This is a genomic window from Ruminococcus gauvreauii (assembly GCF_025151995.1).
GTDB lineage: Bacteria > Bacillota > Clostridia > Lachnospirales > Lachnospiraceae > Ruminococcus_G > Ruminococcus_G gauvreauii.
Map to the genome: position 1 here is coordinate 2707405 of NZ_CP102290.1, position 20059 is coordinate 2727463.

Genomic DNA, 20059 nt, shown 5'->3' on the forward strand with positions numbered 1-20059 from the left:
ATGATAAACGGAGACAAAAAAGACAAAAGAACGTGCGAAAGCACGTTCTTTTTGTGTAAAAATACAAGAATCTCAAAGTGAAAATTTTAAAATAATAAAATATTATACAAAAAATTATATTACAACAAATGAATAATTTTCAAATTGCTATAAATACCTGGGGATTATAAACTTAAATCAAGAATTCTTCTGGGAAGGGTGGGGTAAATATTGAACAATCATTCATTGCTTGTATGTAAAAACATCTGTAAAACATTTGGTCCGACTAAGGCTCTAAGCGATGTATCTCTGGAGATACACAGAGGAGAAATCAGAGGACTGGTGGGGGAAAACGGTTCGGGAAAATCGACGTTATCTTCTATCATTGCCGGGATTCAGCCGATGGACAGTGGAGACATGTACATTAAGGGCGAAAAATTCGCACCCAGGCATGTACTGGAAGCCAGTGAAAAAGGGATCGGCATGATCGTGCAGGAGATGGGGACCATTCGGGATCTCTCCGTTGCAGCCAATATTTTTTTCGGATATGAGAAAAACTTTACGAAAGGGGGCGTTTTTCTCAGCGCCAAGATGAATAAAACGGCTCAGACGCTGCTTGACAGCCTGGGTATGCAGGATATCAATGCGAGAACGAAAATCTCACAGTTGGGTGCAGAGAGCCGAAAGCTGGTGGAGATCGCGAGGATCATGTATAAGAAGCCGGAAGTGCTGATCATAGATGAGACGACAACCGCATTGTCACAGGTGGGACGGGATATTCTGTATGAGATCATCAAAAAGCAGAAGGCGGAGAATAAAGCGGTTATTTTTATTACGCATGATCTGGATGAACTGATGGAAGTGTGCACCAGCATCACGGTTTTGCGGGATGGTATCTATATCGATACCATGGAGAAAGAAAAGACCAGTATCCATGAGATTCGGGAAATGATGGTTGGACGGGAATTCAGCGGACATTATTACCGTGCGGATATGGATGGGGCGCACAGCAAAGAGGCTGCCTTATCGCTGGAACACGTTTCGGATGATGCACTTATTACTGATCTGAGTCTTACGCTGCATAAAGGTGAGATTCTCGGCATCGCGGGTCTTTCTGAATGCGGCATGCATGAGCTTGGACGGCTTGCATACGGCATCAATCCGACGATCACCGGCAAGGTGTTCAATCACCTTCGGAGTGTGGAAATCAGGGACTGCTATACCGCAAAGAACAGCGGAATTGGGTATGTATCGAAAAACAGAGATCTGGAGGCTGTTGTCCTGAATGCAAGCATCAAAGACAACATCCTTATGCCCTCCTACAGGCTGATTGAAAAGCATCATTATATCTCATCAAAAGCAGAAAAAAATTTTGCAAAAAAAGAATCAGATTTGCTCAAGATCAAATGCAATTCGCTTGATCAGTATGTGAGCGAGTTATCAGGGGGAAATAAGCAGAAGGTCGTTTTTGCGAAGTGGATGGGCAACGGTTCCGACATTTTCATCATGGACTGTCCGACGCGGGGTATCGATATCGGCGTTAAAGCGGGTATGTACAAGCTGATGTACAAGCTGAAAAAGCAGGGGAAAGCAATCCTTTTGATTTCAGAGGAGCTGACGGAGCTGATCGGCATGAGCGATCGGATTGTTGTTATGAAGGATGGAAAAATAACAGGAGAAATTCTTCGGGATGAGATGCCGACAGAAAAGCAGATTGTGGAATATATGATCTGACGGAGGATAAGGAGGAAAAATGGGGAAACACAGTAATTTTTTAGAAGAAATTAAACAAAAAAAGCTGACCAACTATCTGCCGTTTCTTGTATTGATCGTACTTTCGATCGGTCTGGAGATTGCGACAAAGGGTGTCCTGTTTTCACTGGCAAATATCGGAACCATGACAAATACGATCTTCCCGATGATCATTGTCGCTATGGGGGCGGTGTTCGTCTATTCACACGGCGGTATTGATCTGTCCGTAGGCTCTTTGCTGGGACTGTGCATGATGGAAACGCTGCTGATTGTGGGCGATTCCAATGTGCTTACAGCAGGAAAAATGGCGGTGATTCTGCTTGCGACCATTGCCACCGGATTTCTGGTGGGCCTGCTCAACGGGCTGATGACAGCCAAACTGAAGCTTCAGCCGCTGATTATGACGCTGTGCATGAACTATATTCTGAGAGGAATCGTAACCGCCGTAACAGAACTGAATCCGGCGTATGCACCTGCGCAGTTTTCCAGATATGATAATATCTACGTCAAATTCATTTTGATCCTTGTGATTGTGGCAGGGGTGATTCTGGTCTTTGAAAAAACACGCTATGGTAAAAATTTGAAAGCGATCGGCGGCAACGAGCAGACGGCGAAGCAGTCTGGAATTAAGGTGGATAATGCCAAGATTGCTGCTTACATTATCGTAGGCGTTACAGTGGCGATTGCAGGGTCCATCAATGTGATCCGGGCATCCATGGTAAGAGCAAATACCGGTTCCGGATTTGAAATCGATATCTTTCTGGCACTGCTGCTCGGGGGCATCCCGCTGAGCGGTGGAGCAAAGGTAAGGAGCTGGTGTGCAGTGATCGGGTGTGTGATTCTGGTCATCCTGGAAAGCGGCCTGCTATTATGTGGTCTGCAGCATGAACATATCACGATCTTAAAAGGACTCTTATTTATCGGGATGGTCGCTATGACCTTTGAGCGTTCCAGAGGAGAGGCGATTGCATAGGGAAATTTAAAACACAGATCTTAAAGGACGCTTGTGTCTTTTAAAAATAATTCAAATCCAAAGGAGGAAAAGCAGTATGAGAAAAACGAGGTTACTGGCAGGGATGATCGCGATCGGAATGTTCTGCGCATCACTCACAGCCTGCGGAGGTTCTTCTGCAAACAGCGGGGAGACTACGAAAAATGAGGAAGCGAAAACACAGGAAGAAGGAACTGCAGAAAAAGCGAGTGAGGATGCCGGATCAAAGGAACCGATGGAATTCAATTTCGCATTTGTGTGCTGGGGTTATTCCGATGTATTGGCACAGGGGTATCAAAGCTCTCTGCAGGCGATCACCGATGGACTGATGACACTGGAGCAGCCCATAAAGGTGAATTGGGAATGGGTAGCCTGTACACAGGATGAGAATCTTGATGTATGCGAGTCTTTGTGCAGAAAGGGCGTGGATGCTGTCATAACCATCCGCCTGAATACCGCAATGGTTGATGTATTTAATGAAAATGAGACTCTCTTTGGGTGCTACACGGTATTCCCCGATGAGGTAGAAGAATATGCGATGCAGTCTCCTTATTGGGTAGGAACAATCCATGAGAAAAAGGTGGACGCAACAATAGATGGCCTGCAGGCTCTGCTGGATCAGGGCTGTAAGGAAATTGCTCTTATGGGGCCTGCCCCCGGAAACGAACAGCATGATAAAATGTGGCCAATTTGGTACGAAATGCTGGAAGAGTACCCTGATATTATCGTACATGAATATAAAGGTGAGGACAGAAATGAGGCGATGAAAAATTTTATATCCCTCTATCCCAACCTTGATGGCGTATGTGATACCGCAGGCAGTGCCGGGTACGGAGAGGCGACAGTTGCTGCGATCCGTTCGGAAGGAAAGGTTGGCCAGATCGCGTATCAGACCGTATCTGTATTTGAGGACACGGAGGCAGCGCTGCAAGACGGTATCTTGATCTTCACGGCAGATGGCACCCATGCATCCCCCACCCATATTTTTGTGATGCTTCTTAACCGTCTTATGGGAACTCCACTCAGCGAAAAACCTGAGATCGTAGACTGGCCGTATGTGTATATAGAGAGTGTAGAGGATTACGAGAATTACGTCAAATATGCATACGACGAGAAGTATCCGATGATTGCATTTCAGGAGTATGAGCCATATTTCAAATGGCTGAATCCGGAGGCAACGTTTGAAGATTTCTATGAGTTAGCAGATACGTTGACTCTGGATAAGATTATTGAGCGTCATGCGGATTTCATTGGTTAAGCAAAATGTAGAATTCACAGGGCCGGGACAGGCCCTGTGACAGGTAAGAAATGGTGGTGCTTTATGAAACAAATGAACAAAAATAATCATTTCATTTTTCGCGCATTAAAGACATTAGTCATACCGGTAGCTGTATACCTGTTATTCACCATTATCTCCGGCGGAGTATTTGGAAATGCCAATGTCATGATCACTGTACTCAAGAATGTCTGTGAAGGGGCCATCCTGGCATGGGCTCTGATGATCATTATGATCACGGGAATGCTGGATATGAGTATCGGAGCCGCTGCCATACTGGGAGCGATCATAGGGGGCAGCATAGCCAAGGCCAATGGTTTTGGAATGGCCGGATGGGTGATCTGCATTATCTTAAGCTGTATGGTGATATCCATGGTAACGGCTTGCGCTGTTATATTCACAAAGCTGCCGAGTATGGTGGTGACGTTAGGACTGGTATTGGTGTATGAGGCGCTGACAATTATGGTAAATGATTCCAAAGGAATTTCCACGACCTATCTGGGATTGGCAACGGTTCCGGCGTGTTATATCGTCTTTCTGATATGCGCATGCATAGTAGTTTTTATCATGCATTTTACGAAGAGTGGAAATCAGCTGCGTGCGTTGGGAAGTGACCAGGCGAATGCAGCTACTATGGGATTAAATGTCAGGAAAATAAAATTCAAAGCGTTTTTGATCAGCGGGTTTTTAGTGGGGGTTGCTTCTGTGATGATGCTCTCCTATAACTCCAAATTAAGTTCTGCTGAAAATATGTCATCCGTTGCAAGAGTATTCACGGCACTTATGGCAGTGGTCATCGGCCAGTTTCTTTCTCGAAACTGTGACCAGATTCTTGCAACGTTTATCGGAGCCTTCGTTATGAAAATGATGGCCTCCGGCTTGCTCTCATTAGGTATCAGTGCTACCTGGCAGAATGTATGCATCGGTATTTTCCTGTTGGTATTTATGAGTATTTCGACGAATCAGGAGCGCGTCAATCAATATTTCAGCAATCGGCGGAGGGCCAGAGCGATCATGGAGTCTATGGAAAACAGGGAAGGCGGTGTGAAGGTATGACGGAAAAGATGACCTCGAAAGAGAGAGTCCTGACGGCTCTGGCACATAAGGAGACAGACCGTGTTCCAATCAGCCGCGGTTTCGGACCGCAGCCGCCGCTGTCGCGGGCCTTGGCAAAGTATTTGAACCTGGAGGATAAAGTGGACGGCGGTATGAGCTGGTGTGACAGCCTTGCGGATCTGGCCTGGGTAAAAGCAGACTGGAAGGGACCCAAAGAAAGAGGTTCGTTTTTGGATGCAGACGCAGCGCGAAAGGTGGACTTCTTTGGTATTGTACGGCAGCAGAAAAGCTATGGAAAAGGCGAGAACCAGGGGTTTTATGACGAATATACAGACTATCCGCTGGCAAAGTGTGAGACGCTTGAAGAGCTGGAACAGTATTGGTGGCCTTCGGCCGACTGGTATGATTTCAGCAGGATGAAGGAGCATATCGCGCGTGTGAATGCCGGAGGCGAAAAAGCGATTCTCTTGACACCGGTAGCAACCGTGTATGAGCATGCATGGCAGATGACCGGCATGCAGAAAATGTTTGTCGATCTGCTCGAAAATCCGGAGTTTGCCAGTGAAGTGATGCGCCGGGTTGCGGATTTCTATATTGCATATTTCCGCAGGGCGCTGGAGGCAGCAGACGGGCAGGTCGATCTGGTCTTCTGCGGAGATGATCTGGGTACACAGATCAGTCTGCAGATGTCTCTCGAGGTTTATCGGGAGGTGATCAAACCGCATCACAAACGGTTGTTTGACGTCATCCACGAATACGGCGCCAGAGTACTGTATCACTGTGACGGAGCTATCATGCCGGTGATTCCGGAGCTGATGGATGCCGGTGTGGATGTTCTGGAGGCGCTGCAGTTTGATGCTAGGGGGATGGATCCGCAGGTTATGAAAGACAACTGGGGTGATCGGCTTTGCTTTCATGGCGGTGTCAGTGTGCAGAGCACGCTGCCGTTTAAGACAGTCAGGGATGTGGAGCAGGAGGTCAGGGAACGCATCGATGTCCTGGGAAAAGACGGTGGCTATATCATTGCTCCTTCCCATGCCATGCAGGCCGGCACGCCGCCGGAAAATGTGATCGCATTTTTTGAGACGGCAGGAAATTACAGAAGAAAATAGGAATTTTGGAGGTTACAGTATGAACAGATATGATTTTCCCAAGGATTTTTTATGGGGTACGGCGTCGTCCTCCTATCAGATCGAGGGCGCATGGAATGAGGATGGAAAAGGTGAGAGCATCTGGGACCGCCTGGTACATATCCAGGGGAATGTAGCGGACAACACGACGGGGGATGTGGCTGCCGACTTTTACCACAGATATGGGGAAGACATTGATACGATGGGAAAACTGGGTTACCAGAGCTTTTTATATACCATAAGCTGGCCGCGGATCCTGCCGAAAGGAGTCGGCGAGGTCAACCGTAAGGGCGTGGAATATTATCGGTCAGTCTTTCAAAAATGCCGCGAACATGGCATCCGGACGATGGCGGTGCTGTATCACTGGGACCTGCCGCAGGCTCTTCAGGATCGGGGCGGATGGGCAAACCGGGAAATCGTGACATGGTTTACCGATTATGCCAACATCTGTTATCAGGAGTTTGGCGATCTGGTGGATGACTGGATTACCTTTGTGGAGCCTCTGTCGGTGCTGTTCGGGTTCAATGGCTCCGGATACGCGCCGGCGCACAATGACTATCATGAGTTTCTGCAGGCAGGCCATCACGTATTTCTTTGCCATGGGGAGGCTGTAAAAGCCTTCAGAAAGACAGGTCTTGGCAGCCGTATCGGCATCAAGATCAGTCTGCACATGATGCGGCCCTATGATCCGGAATGCGCTGCAGACCGGGAGAAGACCGAGCTGATCAGTATGTCCTACAACGACTATATCATGGATCCGATCTTAAAAGGCAGCTATACCGAAAAGCTGATGGAAGCCTATGCGGCTGCCGGAGTAAAAATGCCGGAAGTGGAAGCCGGCGATATGGAGACGATCTGTCAGCCCGTAGATTTCTTCGGCTTGAATACCTACAATCCTCATTACGTGGAAGCGGATAAAAAGGCATGGCCGCTGGGGGCCAATGTGCTTTTGGAAAGAAAACCGAATTACGAGTATCCGCGTACAGATCACAGGTGGCTGATGGAGGAAACTTGCTTTTATGATGCGATCCACTATGTTTACGATAATTACCCGGTGGACAATATCATTGTCACCGAGAGCGGCTGCGCATCCAATGACTGGAAGGATTGTGATGGAAAGGTGCATGATCCAAACCGCATCACCTATTTGAAAAATGATTTGCTCCAAATTCACAGAGCGATTCAGGAAGGTGTGCCAATCACCGGCTATCATATCTGGTCCTATCACGATAATTTTGAGTGGATCGATGGCCTGGGAACGCGGTTTGGATTGGTATATATCGATTATAAAACTCTGGAACGGACACCGAAGGACAGTGCTTATTGGTATGCAGAAGTTATTAAACACAATGGATTTGAAGTAGAACATCCCGGGTTTTTTGAAAAAGGGGGCAGATGATTTGAGCACGGAAGTAATGAGCGGAAAAGAACGTATCCTGGCAGCGCTTCGCTGTGAGGAGGTGGACCGGGTGCCGTGTGTGCCGTTGGTGGTAGCGTACAGCGCCGGGGCGTTTGCGGACGATATGCCGCATTATATTCCGGATATTATGCGGGCGGCCGGACTTGATATCTGGACACAGTATGCCGCGGATTACAAGCGCTCCGTTGTGCCCCTGCCGGACAGCGGCATCACCTTGATCCGCAGGTTCGTGGATGGGGATCTTCTGCTGGGGTATGAAACCCCGGTGGGAACCATCACAGAGCGATATCGCAGCGGCGCGTTCAATTCCCTGAATCCTCATGTGGAGTATTTGCTGAAAACACCCGAAGATCTAAAGGTGTTTTACTATGTAAGAGAGCACAGTGTTCCCAGACTGATCGATCTGCGTGAACATTACCGGTGGGAAAAGCGGCAGATCGGGGATGATGGAATCTGTGTAAGTGTGATCTCTCAGGAGATGTCTCCCTTCAAAAATTTCATTGAGCTTATTGCCGGCGTGGAGAATACCTATTATCTGATGCAGGACGAACCGGACCTCTTCGATGCGACTATGGAGCTGATGCATGAGCAGAATAAAGAGCTGATCAGGCAGGCAGCAGCACGCAGTGAGGCTGAGGTGTTTCTGCAGTCTGAAAATGTCAGTACGACCACGGAGTCTCCGACGATGTATCAGGACTATTTGCTTGATCCGCTCAATGATTATGCGGATATCATTCATGATACGGGAAAGCTGCACGTCGTTCATATGTGCGGCAAGCTGAAATTGCTGGAGAAGGAACTCCTGGCGGGAAGATACGATGCCATCGGTGATATTTCGCCGAGTCCGACCGGAGACACAGAGCTTTGGGAGGCGGCTGAGATGTGGCCCAATAAGGCAGTCAAAGGCGGACTGGAGTGCCATGATTTTATTGCGGAGGATCCGGAGACCTGTTACAGAAAGGCAATGATGATCCTGGAACGGACCCGGGGAAGAAACGGTGTTCTTTTGGGCTCAGGTGATTCTGTGCCCTATGGTACGACCATAGAACATTTGAACGCAATCCGCCGGGCAGCGGATGATTTTGCCGGCGGCGTATAAAGGAGGCGGCTATGGGATTTTCTGTGAAAGAGCATTTGGAAAAAATACCGGTCTTTTTTGATCCGGACAAATATACCGGACGAAAGCTGGTACTGATATATAAAATCAATCGAAGCGGCGAAAACGACGGAGTCTGGACTGTGCGCATTCAAAATGGAACCTGCGTACTGGAAGAGGGCGAGAGCAGTGATTTTACGGGGCGGATGCTGATGACTGCCGAAGTGTATGAACGCATCGTAACGGGAAAAATGGATCATGATCTGGCCTACTGGATCGGAGCCGTACTGTATGCGGGTTCCATGCTGAATTTTCAGGAACTGCAGACATTTCTTACGATACCGGAGAATTCGGGGATTATAGCTTTGTAGTGAACATAGGGAGGGTCATGGATATGACATCAAGAGAACGTGTAATTGCAGCGTGTAACTTTGAGGAGCCGGATAAAGTTCCGATTGGGCTTGGGGCAACCAGGTCAACTACTTTTCATGTGGATGCGTATGCCCGGCTTGTGCGCGGGCTTGGATATGATTTGGAGCCGGTCAGGGCGTTTGACGCCTGTCTGATGAAGGCACACATTGATATGGAGATGGTCCAGTGGATGCAGGCGGATGTGATCCAACTGGAGTCTGTTGTCAACTGCTTCGATATTCCCAATCAGGACTGGAAGGTCTTTGTCACCAATCTGGGAAACCGTATCATGGTTCCCGGGGGCTTCCATCCGGTTAAGGACGAGGCAGGGTATTATCATGTGCTGAATGCGGATGGGGAGGTAACCTACCGCATGAGTCCGGACGGCATTTATTTTGACAGCACTCTGGCAACGCGGATGAGCGAAACCATCGACTATACGGATCCTGAAGCGTTCGTGGCCTCTCTTCCGATGATGCACGAAGAGCATGTCCGTACGCTGGAAAGACGGGCGAAATTGTATTATGAGAACACCGAGTACGCGCTGCACGGAACCTTTGTCATGAATGATCTCTTCGGATTCAATATTGGCGGACATACATACAGTGACTGGCTTGTGCTTCTGGTGACGGAGCCGGATTACTGCAGGACGCATGTGGAGGCGATGGTTGACTGGACGATTGAAAATCTTGGCATTTATCTTCAGGGCACAGGAAAATATCTGCACAGCGTACTGATCTCGACCGCGGATTTCGGCGGTCAGGCCAGCGAGCTGATCTCACCGGATGTATTTGCGGAGGTCTATGTTCCGGCATACAGGCGAATCAGCGATTATATCCACAAAAATTTCGGTGTTAAAGTAATGATGCACTGCTGCGGCTCCATCAGGAATCTGATTCCTCATATGATCGAGGCGGGGATCGATATCCTCAATCCGGTGCAGACCAACGCAGCCGGTATGAAGGCAGAGGAACTGAAAGCGGAGTTTGATAAAAAGATCGTATTCTGGGGAGGCGGCATGGACACCCAGAGTGTTTTGCGCGCAGGAACCCGCGAGGAGGTACGGGAGCACGTGAAGCATCACATACAGGTGCTCGGCAAAGGCGGCGGCTACGTCTTTACCCCAAACCATAATATCCAGCCGGATGCACCGGTGGAGAATGTGATCGCGATGGTGGAGGCTGCCAAAGAGTGCAGAGATTATCCGCTGATCTGACAGAAAGCAGAGGAATGATATGTGGACAAATGACAAATACCGATGGTGCTTTATTGATATGCATATCGGCTGGGAAAATGAGGAGTATCTGTCCCGCTTAAATGCGGAAAAAATGATTGCTCTGGTGAAAGAGGCGGAAGGGCAGACCATTTTGGTCAAATGCCGTCCCTGGTCGGGTCTTGCTTATTTCCCGACAGAGTTTGGGAAGATGCATCCGACCTTAAAAAAACAGCAGTTTGACTATGTGGGAACCATGACAGAGCTGGCGCGAAAAAATGGCCTGGCCGTAAAAGGTTATTTCTCACAGATTTACGATAACTATGCGTATGACCATCATCCTGACTGGCGGTGTATCGATCAGGATGGGAAACAGGCGCTGGATTATCATGCGTACTCTACCTCGCGGATTCCCCATTTTGAAAGGGCCAGGTATGCGATGGTATGTCCGAATAACCGGGAGTACCGGGCGTATGCAAAAAACTGCGTATATGAAATCGTATCGAAATACAAATTTGATTCCATTTTTTTGGACATGCCATTATGGCCGACGGTGTGCTTCTGTGCATCCTGCCGCAAACGGTATTACGAAGAGACCGGAAGAGAGATGCCGCAGTATGTGGACTGGGATGATGCGGCCTTCCGTGATTTTCAGCAGCGGCGCGAGCTGTGGCTGTCTGAATTCACCAAAATGCTCAGCGATACGGTGAAAGAGGCGGATCCGGAGTGCACCTGTGAACACAACCAGGGATGTGTTCATTTTTCCTGGATATCCGGTCATACAGATCTTGTCAATGAAAGCTGTGATTATGTGGGCGGCGATACTTACGACAGCTATTTTGAACAGTCATTTTTCTGTAAGTACTATAAAAACATATCGAAAAGCCTTCCCTTTGTGTTTATCAGCTCTCGCTGCGACAGGAATCTTTCGTATCACACGACGACAAAGGCAATGGAGCAGCTGGTGCGGCAGGGATTTATTGCGTTGGAGCATAACGGTGCTTTTTCGATCTGTGACGGTATCGATCCCTCCGGAGAGCTGTGTGCGTCTGTCTACCAGGGCATTATCAAGAACTGCTTTGCGGCCACCAGGCCCTATGAGCCGTATGTCAATGGGAATTATCTGAAAAATGCGGCGGTATGGTATCCCAGTCATTCCAAGTATGACCGCGCAGATAATGGAAAACGAGTGATTGAGGCGGAACGAAAAGCGGCCGCGGACAATCAGTTTTATCATGCGAAAGTCGCAGCGGGAAGGATTCTGGGGCTGCACAATATTCCGTATGATGTTGTTGCCTCGCAAAATCTCAAAAACCTGCAGGATGATCTGCTCATCATTTCAGACGTTGCCAACATCCGCGATGAGGAGATGGAAGCGATTGAAACTTATATCAGAAACGGAGGCCATGTCTATCTTTCCGGAAAACCCGGGCATGTGCGGCTGCTGGAGCTTCTGGAAGCGGAGGATCTCGGGGATACCGCTCATTATGCGGCTTATATGGTTCCGACTGAGATGGGAAAGAAATATTTCCGGGAATTTGACAGTCAGTCTCCGATGTACACCAACAGGCAGGCGCGCTTACGGTTTTATGGGGAGCAGCAGACGCTGGCAACATTGGCGCTTCCCTATACAGCGCCGTATACACACGACTATGCTGCGATTCATTCGGATCCGCCGGGCGTCTTTACGGACGAGCCCTGCGCCGTCCTGAAAACAGTCGGCAAAGGCAGCATCTTCTGGGTCGGCGGTCCCATAGAAATGCTGGACTATTATTCCGCAAAGCTTACCGTGGGCAGGATCTTTAAAAGTCTGTGCGGCGAGCTTGTATATGAGACGGAGGCGCCGGTTTTTGTCGAGGTTATGTCCTGGCTGAAAGATGGCAGACAGTATATATCTGCTGTAAATATGCAGGATGTGATGCCTCCGGCTACAATGAGTAACGTCAGTGTTACCCTGCCGTACGAAGCGGCATCGGCCAGGCTGCTCAACAGTGACCGGGAGCTTGAGACAGAAATAAAAAATGGAAGCACCAGGATACAGTTTCCGGCATTTACGATGTTTGAGGTTGCGGAAATTGTGAAAAGAGGGACTCAATGAATACATTGAAACCGGAAACGGAGGTAGAAAAATGAGAGCGTTATGTAAGGTGCATGAAGGAGACGGCGGGGTCGAAATCAGAGAAGTGCCGGCACCAAAAATCAAAGAGGATGAGCTGCTGGTCAGGGTCTCTCATGTGGGAATCTGTGGTACGGATATGCATGTTGTCAGGGATGAATATCCTGCAAATTTACCGGTTATTATGGGCCATGAGTTTAGTGGAACGGTCTGTGAAACCGGAAGCGGTGTCAGCGGATTTACAGCAGGTGACCGGATTGTTTCGATGGTGCCGGGTTATACCTGTGGCCGCTGCCGTTTCTGCCAGGAAGGACTGCTTTTGCAGTGTACCGAGCGGAAGTCTTTTGGTTCCGGTATGGATGGGGCGATGGCAGAGTATATCGCCGTCAGAGCAGACCGGGTGTTTAAAATACCCGAACAGGTACAGCTGCGGGAGGCGGCGCTCATAGAGCCCATTGGCTGCTGCGTGCGCTCAGTTCTGGAAATTTCAAGGCTCAGAGCGGGAGATTACGTCTACGTGTCTGGTCCGGGAGCCATGGGACAGATTGTGGTGCAGCTGGCAAAAATATCAGGAGCCAATGTGACGGTGGGCGGTACGGATGTTGATGAAAATCGCCTGAGCCTTGCAAAAGAGCTGGGCGCGGACCATGTGGTAAATGTGCAGCAGGAGGACGTCTTCAAAAAGGCGGCGGATATTACCGGCGGCGAGATGTATGACGTTGTCTATGAGTGTGCGGGAGCGCAGCCCTCTGCCGATACCTGCCTCAGGCTTCTCAGAAAATGCGGGCAGTACGTGCAGGTCGGATTGTTTGGAAGACAGATCGCATTCGATATGGATCATGCGTTGATCAACCAGAAGCACATCGTCAACAGCTTCGGTTCCGAACGCTCATCCTTTGCGACGGCAATTCGTCTGATGAAGGACGGACTGCTCAAGGTTGACCGGCTGATCAGCCGGGAGTACAGCCTGGAGGAATGGCAGGATGCATTTGCAGCGGCTTTCGAAAAGACAGGCTATAAAATTATGTTTAAGCTTTGAAAGGAGTGAACGGAATGGAATCCAGTACCTACAGCATTATTTCAGAAGCTTCCTACCGGTGCGGGGAATGCCCCATGTGGGATGTGCAGAATCAGACATTTTACTGGTCTGACATGCTGGCGGGAGAGTTGTTTTCTTATCGTCCGGCCAGTAAGGAAATTCAAAAGATTGCACAGGGGAAAAATGTCAGTGGATTTACGTTAAATAAAAACGGGGGATTCGTCTGTGCGACACATCAGGGTTTATATCTCTGGGACGCTGTGCATGGATGGCGTCTGCTTGCGGATTCCTGTCAGGGACAGGTGCTTCACTGCAATGATGCGGCCGCCGATCCCATGGGGAGGTTCCTCTTTGGAACAACATTTTATGGTCAGACAGTCGGAGACGACTTTGAGCGCGGGCGGCTCTATTCGGTCGATTCTGACGGCAGTCTTACGATTCTGGATGAAGGATTTGGCCTTTCGAATGGCATTGCATTCTCTCCGGATCAGAAGACCCTGTATGTGACCGATACGTATACGCGGGAGATTTATGCCTATGATTATCAAGCTGCAACAGGCCGCATTTCCAATAAGCGCGTTGTAGTAAAAATTCCGGATTATGAGGGAATACCGGATGGGATGACCGTCGATGCGGAAGGGTTCTTATGGTCGGCACTGTGGTATGGCTACGGCATTGTGCGATGCGATCCGGATGGGTGTATTGAACGAAAAATCCATATTCCGTCGGGACAGACGTCCTCTGTGATGTTTGGCGGAGAGGAACTGACGGATATCTATGTGACGTCCTCTGCGGAAGTTGTCCGCCATTCGATTGCACCCCAGGGGTACGATTTCAATGCGCCTCATAACGGCAGAGTTTACTGTATCCACACCGATATCAAAGGGCTGCCGGAATATGCGGCGGACATCAAAGGAGGAATTCAAGTTTGAAATATCAACCATTTGAAGAGGGAATGAAGGGAAAAGTTGCGATTATCACAGGAGGGACAAAGGGTATTGGAAAGGCCTGTGTCCGCACCTTCTGTGCGGCAGGTGTCCATGTGGTGACAATGGGGCGCAGCGTGGAACTGGGGGAAGCTTTGGCCGGGGAGATCAACCGCGAAGGCAGGGGAACCTGTGTTTTTTATGAGTGCGATGTCCGCGACTATGACAGGATCGGTGAGATCGTGGAGCTTACGGTACAGCAGTTTGGGAAATTAGACATTCTGATCAACTGTGCCGGCTATTTTCCGCTGCAGCAGCCCATCGATATGATCACCCTGGAAATGTATCAGGATGTCCTGGATACCAACCTGAAGGCTTATTTCATGAGCTGCAAATATGCTCTGCCCTATCTGCGCAGCTCCAGGGGCAATATCATCAACGTGGGCAGCGTACTGGGAACAACCGGTGACGAGGGCTCTCTGGCATACTGTTCCACCAAAGGTGCGATCCATACCTTCACCCGTTCTCTGGCGATCGATGAGGCGCGCAATGGTGTGCGGGTCAATCAGATCAAGCCGGGTCACATTAACACAGAGATGTTTGAGTGTACGACCAGTCTTCAGGAGGATCCGGAGGGCTTTGTAAAATATTCGGACAGCCTGCAGTGGCTGGGACGCGGCGGTGAGGCGGAGGAGGTTGCCTATGCGATGCTGTTTCTGGCAAGTCCGTGGGCAAGCTTTATCACCGGCGAAGATCTGCATGTCACCGGCGGTTTTGAGTTAGGGGAAGGACCGAAGGTTCCCAATCCGTATTTAGCATGGGGAGAGCAGGTGAAAAGGTAGATGGTGAAGAATTATTTGAAATGGCTTGCAGATGAAACTCCGACTGCCTGGTGGAATGATTCTGCAGTTCCACAGGAGATCGCAGAGGCAATTCAAAACGGTGCGACAGGGGTTACGACGAATCCGGTCCTGACGATCAAAGCGCTGCAGGCGGATCCGGATTACTGGTCGGAGGAGGTCACAAAGATTCCGGAAGGATTATCGCCCGAAGAGAGAGCTGAGGCACTGCTTCGCATCGTGGCGGTCGATGCGGCAAAACAATTTTACAGTATCTATGAGGCGAGCGATATGCAGCAGGGATATGCCCTGGGCCAGCTCAATCCGGCCATCTGCCATGACAGCAGGCTGATGCTGGAACAGGCGCTGCGCTACCATTCCTGGGGGGACAACATTGCAGTGAAGCTGCCGACGGTAAAATCCGCCCTGCCGGTCGTCGAGGAGCTGGCTGCGCGCGGCATCGCGGTGTGTACCACCCTCAACTTCTCTGTCTCACAGGGGCTGTCTGTGGGCGAAGCGTACGAACGCGGAGTGAAAAAAGCAAAAGAAAACAGGATTCCGGTCAGGCCGTGCTTCGTAGTCCAGCAGGGCGGAAGGCTGGACGAATATCTGACAGAGACTGCGGTCGACAATCAGACCGATCTGGATACGAAATGCATCAGGCATGCGGGAAATGCAGTCTGCAAGAAACTGTATGAGCTGTTTCAAAAGAAAGGGATCTCCGCAAAGATCATGCCGGCCGGTCTGCGGCGCACCAGTCATCTCACGGAGCTTACGGGAAGCGATATGGTATTTTCCTTACAGCCGCGGGTACAGCGGATGGTTCTGGAGGAGGATCCGCCCAGGACCATAAAGATCGACGAGAAAATTCCGGAAGCGATTATAGCAGAGCTGTACAAACATCGCGAGTTTCCGCGTGTATATGATGAAAATGGCATGTGTCCGGAAGAATTTATCACGTTGGGTGTGACGCAAAAGACATTATCACAATTTTTATGGACCGGATGGGTTCCGTTAGAGACATATGCGTCCCGAATCCCCTCCTCCCGCTGGTTCTAATTTTACAAATAACAGATTTCCAGAAAATAGCAGATTTTCTTTTGGCAAAAATGTGTTACAGTAATGTAAGAATGAAGAGGGATACAGAAGAGGTCGTTATGAATCTGAAGATAATGATAGCCGATGACGAACAGCGTTCAGTACAGTACATTGAAGAATTAATCAATTGGGAAGCCTACGGCTTTGAACTGGTACCGTCGGCCTATAACGGGCGGGAGGCGCTTGCCCTGTACAAAAGATATCGCCCGGATATTGTGATCACGGATATCTCGATGCCGTTTATGAATGGCATCGAGCTGGCGCAGTCGATCAAGAGGATTACGGATTCCTGCCACATCATTTTTTTAACCGCATTTGATGAATTCACGTATGCCAAAGATGCGGTTAAAATCGGTGCGGCCGATTATATACTGAAGCACGAATTATCACACACTTATTTGTTGGATAAGCTTCTGAAGCTTCAGACAGAGTTTTATAATCTATGGATGAGAACGAGAACCCAGTTCGAATATGAGCTCACGCAATTGTTTCATAACGGCGCAGACGCTTTTTCGCTGGAGGGGATGAGTTTCAAGCTCAGGAAGCTCTTTGATCAGAAATATTTTGCGGCTGTTATTGAGGGCGCTTCTGCCATCCCGTGTTTTGAATCTGAGATACAGCAGACAAGCGTTAACGGCGGGATCAACTATCAGGAATTGCGGGCAATTGTGAGCGGTATGCAGGACAAGAGCTGTTACCTGAACATTGCGCGAATAGGCACAGACCGATATTTATTGTTATACGATGTATCAGACGAGCGGCCGTTTGAACTCAATTATCATGATTTTATGTTTAAGATCAAAGAGCTTGATAAAAAATTGCGATTAAATACGACCATGCATTTCTGCGTGTTTTGTTTTGCTGAGAAAGATACGCCTCAAATGCTTTTCGTAAAATATTTAGAACAGAAAAGGAAATTTTGCTGTAAATTTTTTGAACCTCATCGCCGGATTTTTTGCTTTCGTGAAATCCTGTGCGGAACGTGTACGGATGAATATAAGCTGGATTCCTATAAAAAATGTGTGGAAAATTATCTGCCTGAGGAGGCAGAAGGGGAACTGGAAAAGATCTTCCGGCCGGCTTTTGGAAAGCAGGATGGGGAATATCTGAACCGGGCGATGTCCGGTGTCCTGCAGTATCTGAAGGAGGGCTACAAAAATCTGTGGAATATCCAGTCGGGAAATAATATGGAATTGCTGCAGGCAGAGAACAGACAGTCGTGGTATTCATATGAGCAAGCGATCGCATGGATCAAAGATGCGACACGCAGGCTGATTGAAACAAACGCGGAAAACATGAAAGCGCGGTATACATCCAGCGTACTGCAGACGATGAGATATCTGAGAAAAAATTTTCAGAATGCTCACCTGGATGTGAACATGGTCGCAGACCATATCCATGCATCCAAAAGCTGGATCTCTGTACAGTTTAAAAAGGAAACCGGCAAAACAATCATCGAGTATTTGACGGGCTACCGCATCTACATGGCGAAACAGTATATCCGGGAAGGGTATAAGATTTTTCAGATAGCCGAGATGACGGGATTTTCCAGCAATCAGTATTTCTGCAAAGTTTTCAAACAGGTCGAGGGCATCAGTCCGGGGACTTATAAAAACACAGAACACAGAGATGAGATGAATGATGAAAAACTATAAAAGCCTGACCGGAAAAATTATAAGAAGCCAGATCATCATCGCGGCAGCCATTATCCTGGCTGCGATTGCGGCATTATATATGCTTACCCTGTCAACCGCGCGTTCGGTGGCGCTCCAATACGCGGGAACGATCAATGACCAGGCGGTGGACCAGCTGGATACGATCCTGAAACAGCTGGATACGGTGGCCAATATGATGACATTGGACAAAGAGCTCTATGAGAAACTGGTATACATAGAAAAAGGGGAATTAAGCCGGGAGGAGCGCGACCGAGAGGAGCGGATGTTCCGTGTTCTGCTGAACCGCTACCAGGCATCATATGATAATGCTGCAGGCTGTCCGGTCATGATCCAGCCGCAAAACGGTTCGGCACATTATTCTCTGGGTGCAGATGAAGAAAAACTGTCCGAATTTCTGCAGAGTGAAGGATATATGAGTTTCAGGGAGAAAGGTTATGGGACGTATGTCTCACAGCCTTTTTCTGCTGCGCAGATCCTGCAGAACACCGCAGCCGATCACAGCGGCGCCCAGCTATACGCATACTGCACGTGGCGTGACGTGGGGAGTATGCGCAGTCTGATCTGCATTTTTTCTACGTTTAGCAAGCCGAAGAAAATACTGGATACCGCCTTTACGGTTGGGAAGTTTACGGTCTGTGATGCCTACGGCAATCTGTTTTATGCAGACGGCGAGGCGGATTCTGGCACTGACCGGTCATGGCAGCTGGAAGATACAGTCACATTGAACAGAAGCAGTTATTTTACGGAAAAAACAGAACTGGGAAATCTCACTATTTACCGGCAGGTGAACGATCAGGAGCTGTTTGAAGACTATATGCCGATACTGAATCTTGGAATTCTCGTTCTGGTGAGCCAGGCTGTCGTCCTGATCATTGCCTGCGTAGTGATGCTGAGCCGTAAGCTGCGCCCGCTGTCGTTCTTGGTGAAGAGCATGAAGGAGCTCTCACGAGGGGATTTTGAGCAGGAAATTTCTATTAAGACAGGCGACGAGATCGAAGAGCTGTGTGAGAAGTTTAATGAGATGAAGGATGAGCTGAAAAAGCATCTGGATCTTCTGGTGGAAAAAGAGAAAGAAGAAAGCCGCATGCGCTATAAGCTCATGGTATCGCAGCTCAATCCTCATTTCATCCATAATACCATGCATACCATCAAAATCCTTGCTACACAGAATCGAAATGAAGATCTGATCAGGGTAAACGATGCCCTAGCCGCAATCCTGAAAAACACACTGAGCTCCACAGCAGAAGAAAATAATATGCAGACGATTATCCATGAAGCGGAGCTGACGAAGGAGTACGTGCTGATCCAGCGTTACCGCTATTTGAAAGACTTTGAGGTTGAATGGGACATTGATCCGGATGCCAGAACCGTTTTGATTCCGATCAATATTATTCAGCCGCTGGTGGAAAACGCAATTTTCCATGGTTTAATGGGGGGAAAGGTCAGAAACACGCTGGCGCATGGCGGCTACATATGTGTGACGGTGCAAAGACAGGACCATCAGATGATTCTTTCTGTGATTGATGATGGGATCGGTATGAGCAAACAGGCGATAGCCGATTTTGAGGCAGAGGTCCGGCCGCAGGACTCCGGCACACAGGTGAGTCTTGCAAATATAAAATATCGGCTGAAGCATATTTATGGCTCTGCTGCCGAGATGACGATCAGCAGCAGTCAGGATGAGGGAACGGAGATTCGGATCATATTTCCGGCTTCGTTAGATGGTGTATCTCCTGTTTATGAGTAAATCAACGACCTCTGGACTATGCCAGGCCAGGTCACTATGCGGCTGCCAGCTTGATAGTTAATGATAACATTTATTAAAAACTGTATTTGTAGATTGAAAGTCTTAAATGCGCATGACAGGAGGGTGTTCTTGTAAAAATACACAATTTTCTTTAAACATATTTATGAAAAAGTGTCGTTGACACAATGAGTACTGTCTGCTATATTTAAAACAACTTATAAATAATCGATTATCGATGAGTAAGACTCCGTGTACATAAATTGACAAGTTTGGAAGAAAATTCTATAATTTTGA

The 20059-nt window shown here is 48.6% G+C and carries 16 protein-coding genes; all 16 read left to right on the forward strand.

The annotated features are described in order from the left end of the window. The first annotated feature begins 210 nt into the window (after positions 1-210). Positions 211-1713: a sugar ABC transporter ATP-binding protein gene (locus NQ502_RS13025; RefSeq protein ID WP_028529409.1), complete on the forward strand. Its 1503-nt coding sequence runs from the start codon at positions 211-213 to the stop codon at positions 1711-1713. A gap of 19 nt (positions 1714-1732) precedes the next feature. Beyond that, the gene (locus NQ502_RS13030) at positions 1733-2704 is read left to right on the forward strand and encodes an ABC transporter permease (RefSeq protein ID WP_028529410.1); all 972 of its coding nucleotides are present in this window, start codon (positions 1733-1735) and stop codon (positions 2702-2704) included. A 76-nt stretch (positions 2705-2780) separates the two neighbouring features. Next, the gene (locus tag NQ502_RS13035; RefSeq protein WP_028529411.1) at positions 2781-3980 is read left to right on the forward strand and encodes a type 1 periplasmic-binding domain-containing protein; all 1200 of its coding nucleotides are present in this window, start codon (positions 2781-2783) and stop codon (positions 3978-3980) included. 63 nt (positions 3981-4043) lie between these two features. After that, the gene (locus NQ502_RS13040; RefSeq protein ID WP_028529412.1) at positions 4044-5054 is read left to right on the forward strand and encodes an ABC transporter permease; all 1011 of its coding nucleotides are present in this window, start codon (positions 4044-4046) and stop codon (positions 5052-5054) included. Then, positions 5051-6166, forward strand: a complete 1116-nt coding sequence (locus NQ502_RS13045; protein ID WP_028529413.1) for a uroporphyrinogen decarboxylase family protein — start codon at positions 5051-5053, stop codon at positions 6164-6166. The genes NQ502_RS13040 and NQ502_RS13045 overlap by 4 nt, the downstream gene beginning before the upstream one ends. Positions 6167-6185: 19 nt before the next feature. Continuing rightward, positions 6186-7583, forward strand: a complete 1398-nt coding sequence (locus NQ502_RS13050) for a GH1 family beta-glucosidase (protein ID WP_044983411.1) — start codon at positions 6186-6188, stop codon at positions 7581-7583. Position 7584: 1 nt separating this feature from the next. Further along, positions 7585-8703: a uroporphyrinogen decarboxylase family protein gene (locus NQ502_RS13055; protein ID WP_028529414.1), complete on the forward strand. Its 1119-nt coding sequence runs from the start codon at positions 7585-7587 to the stop codon at positions 8701-8703. A gap of 11 nt (positions 8704-8714) precedes the next feature. Continuing rightward, positions 8715-9071 (forward strand): hypothetical protein, encoded by a 357-nt coding sequence (locus NQ502_RS13060; protein WP_028529415.1) that lies wholly within the window; start codon positions 8715-8717, stop codon positions 9069-9071. A gap of 23 nt (positions 9072-9094) precedes the next feature. Continuing rightward, complete coding sequence (locus NQ502_RS13065) at positions 9095-10327, forward strand: uroporphyrinogen decarboxylase family protein (protein WP_028529416.1); 1233 nt, start codon at positions 9095-9097, stop codon at positions 10325-10327. A gap of 19 nt (positions 10328-10346) precedes the next feature. Continuing rightward, on the forward strand, positions 10347-12422 hold the full coding sequence (locus NQ502_RS13070; protein WP_028529417.1) for an alpha-amylase family protein: 2076 nt from the start codon (positions 10347-10349) through the stop codon (positions 12420-12422). A 31-nt stretch (positions 12423-12453) separates the two neighbouring features. Then, on the forward strand, positions 12454-13479 hold the full coding sequence (locus NQ502_RS13075) for a zinc-dependent alcohol dehydrogenase (RefSeq protein WP_028529418.1): 1026 nt from the start codon (positions 12454-12456) through the stop codon (positions 13477-13479). Between the two features lie 14 nt (positions 13480-13493). Beyond that, positions 13494-14411 carry an SMP-30/gluconolactonase/LRE family protein gene (locus NQ502_RS13080; protein ID WP_049898290.1) on the forward strand — a complete coding sequence of 306 codons (918 nt, stop codon included), beginning with the start codon at positions 13494-13496 and terminating at the stop codon, positions 14409-14411. Continuing rightward, on the forward strand, positions 14408-15247 hold the full coding sequence (locus tag NQ502_RS13085) for an SDR family NAD(P)-dependent oxidoreductase (RefSeq protein ID WP_049898292.1): 840 nt from the start codon (positions 14408-14410) through the stop codon (positions 15245-15247). The genes NQ502_RS13080 and NQ502_RS13085 overlap by 4 nt, the downstream gene beginning before the upstream one ends. After that, positions 15248-16303: a transaldolase family protein gene (locus NQ502_RS13090; protein ID WP_028529419.1), complete on the forward strand. Its 1056-nt coding sequence runs from the start codon at positions 15248-15250 to the stop codon at positions 16301-16303. A 98-nt stretch (positions 16304-16401) separates the two neighbouring features. Continuing rightward, entirely contained in the window at positions 16402-17997 is a 1596-nt protein-coding gene (locus NQ502_RS13095) for a response regulator (RefSeq protein WP_044983412.1), read from the forward strand. Continuing rightward, positions 17981-19765: a sensor histidine kinase gene (locus NQ502_RS13100; RefSeq protein ID WP_028529421.1), complete on the forward strand. Its 1785-nt coding sequence runs from the start codon at positions 17981-17983 to the stop codon at positions 19763-19765. Before NQ502_RS13095 ends, NQ502_RS13100 begins: the two co-directional genes overlap by 17 nt. Positions 19766-20059: the final 294 nt, after the last annotated feature.

Coding starts and splice junctions, on each gene's coding strand:
- NQ502_RS13035 (WP_028529411.1), top strand. CDS start 2,781: ATGAGAAAAACGAGGTTACTGGCAGGGATGATCGCGATCGGAATGTTC.
- NQ502_RS13065 (WP_028529416.1), top strand. CDS start 9,095: ATGACATCAAGAGAACGTGTAATTGCAGCGTGTAACTTTGAGGAGCCG.
- NQ502_RS13030 (WP_028529410.1), top strand. CDS start 1,733: ATGGGGAAACACAGTAATTTTTTAGAAGAAATTAAACAAAAAAAGCTG.
- NQ502_RS13095 (WP_044983412.1), top strand. CDS start 16,402: ATGAATCTGAAGATAATGATAGCCGATGACGAACAGCGTTCAGTACAG.
- NQ502_RS13090 (WP_028529419.1), top strand. CDS start 15,248: ATGGTGAAGAATTATTTGAAATGGCTTGCAGATGAAACTCCGACTGCC.
- NQ502_RS13040 (WP_028529412.1), top strand. CDS start 4,044: ATGAAACAAATGAACAAAAATAATCATTTCATTTTTCGCGCATTAAAG.
- NQ502_RS13075 (WP_028529418.1), top strand. CDS start 12,454: ATGAGAGCGTTATGTAAGGTGCATGAAGGAGACGGCGGGGTCGAAATC.
- NQ502_RS13080 (WP_049898290.1), top strand. CDS start 13,494: ATGGAATCCAGTACCTACAGCATTATTTCAGAAGCTTCCTACCGGTGC.
- NQ502_RS13100 (WP_028529421.1), top strand. CDS start 17,981: ATGATGAAAAACTATAAAAGCCTGACCGGAAAAATTATAAGAAGCCAG.
- NQ502_RS13050 (WP_044983411.1), top strand. CDS start 6,186: ATGAACAGATATGATTTTCCCAAGGATTTTTTATGGGGTACGGCGTCG.
- NQ502_RS13060 (WP_028529415.1), top strand. CDS start 8,715: ATGGGATTTTCTGTGAAAGAGCATTTGGAAAAAATACCGGTCTTTTTT.
- NQ502_RS13045 (WP_028529413.1), top strand. CDS start 5,051: ATGACGGAAAAGATGACCTCGAAAGAGAGAGTCCTGACGGCTCTGGCA.
- NQ502_RS13070 (WP_028529417.1), top strand. CDS start 10,347: ATGTGGACAAATGACAAATACCGATGGTGCTTTATTGATATGCATATC.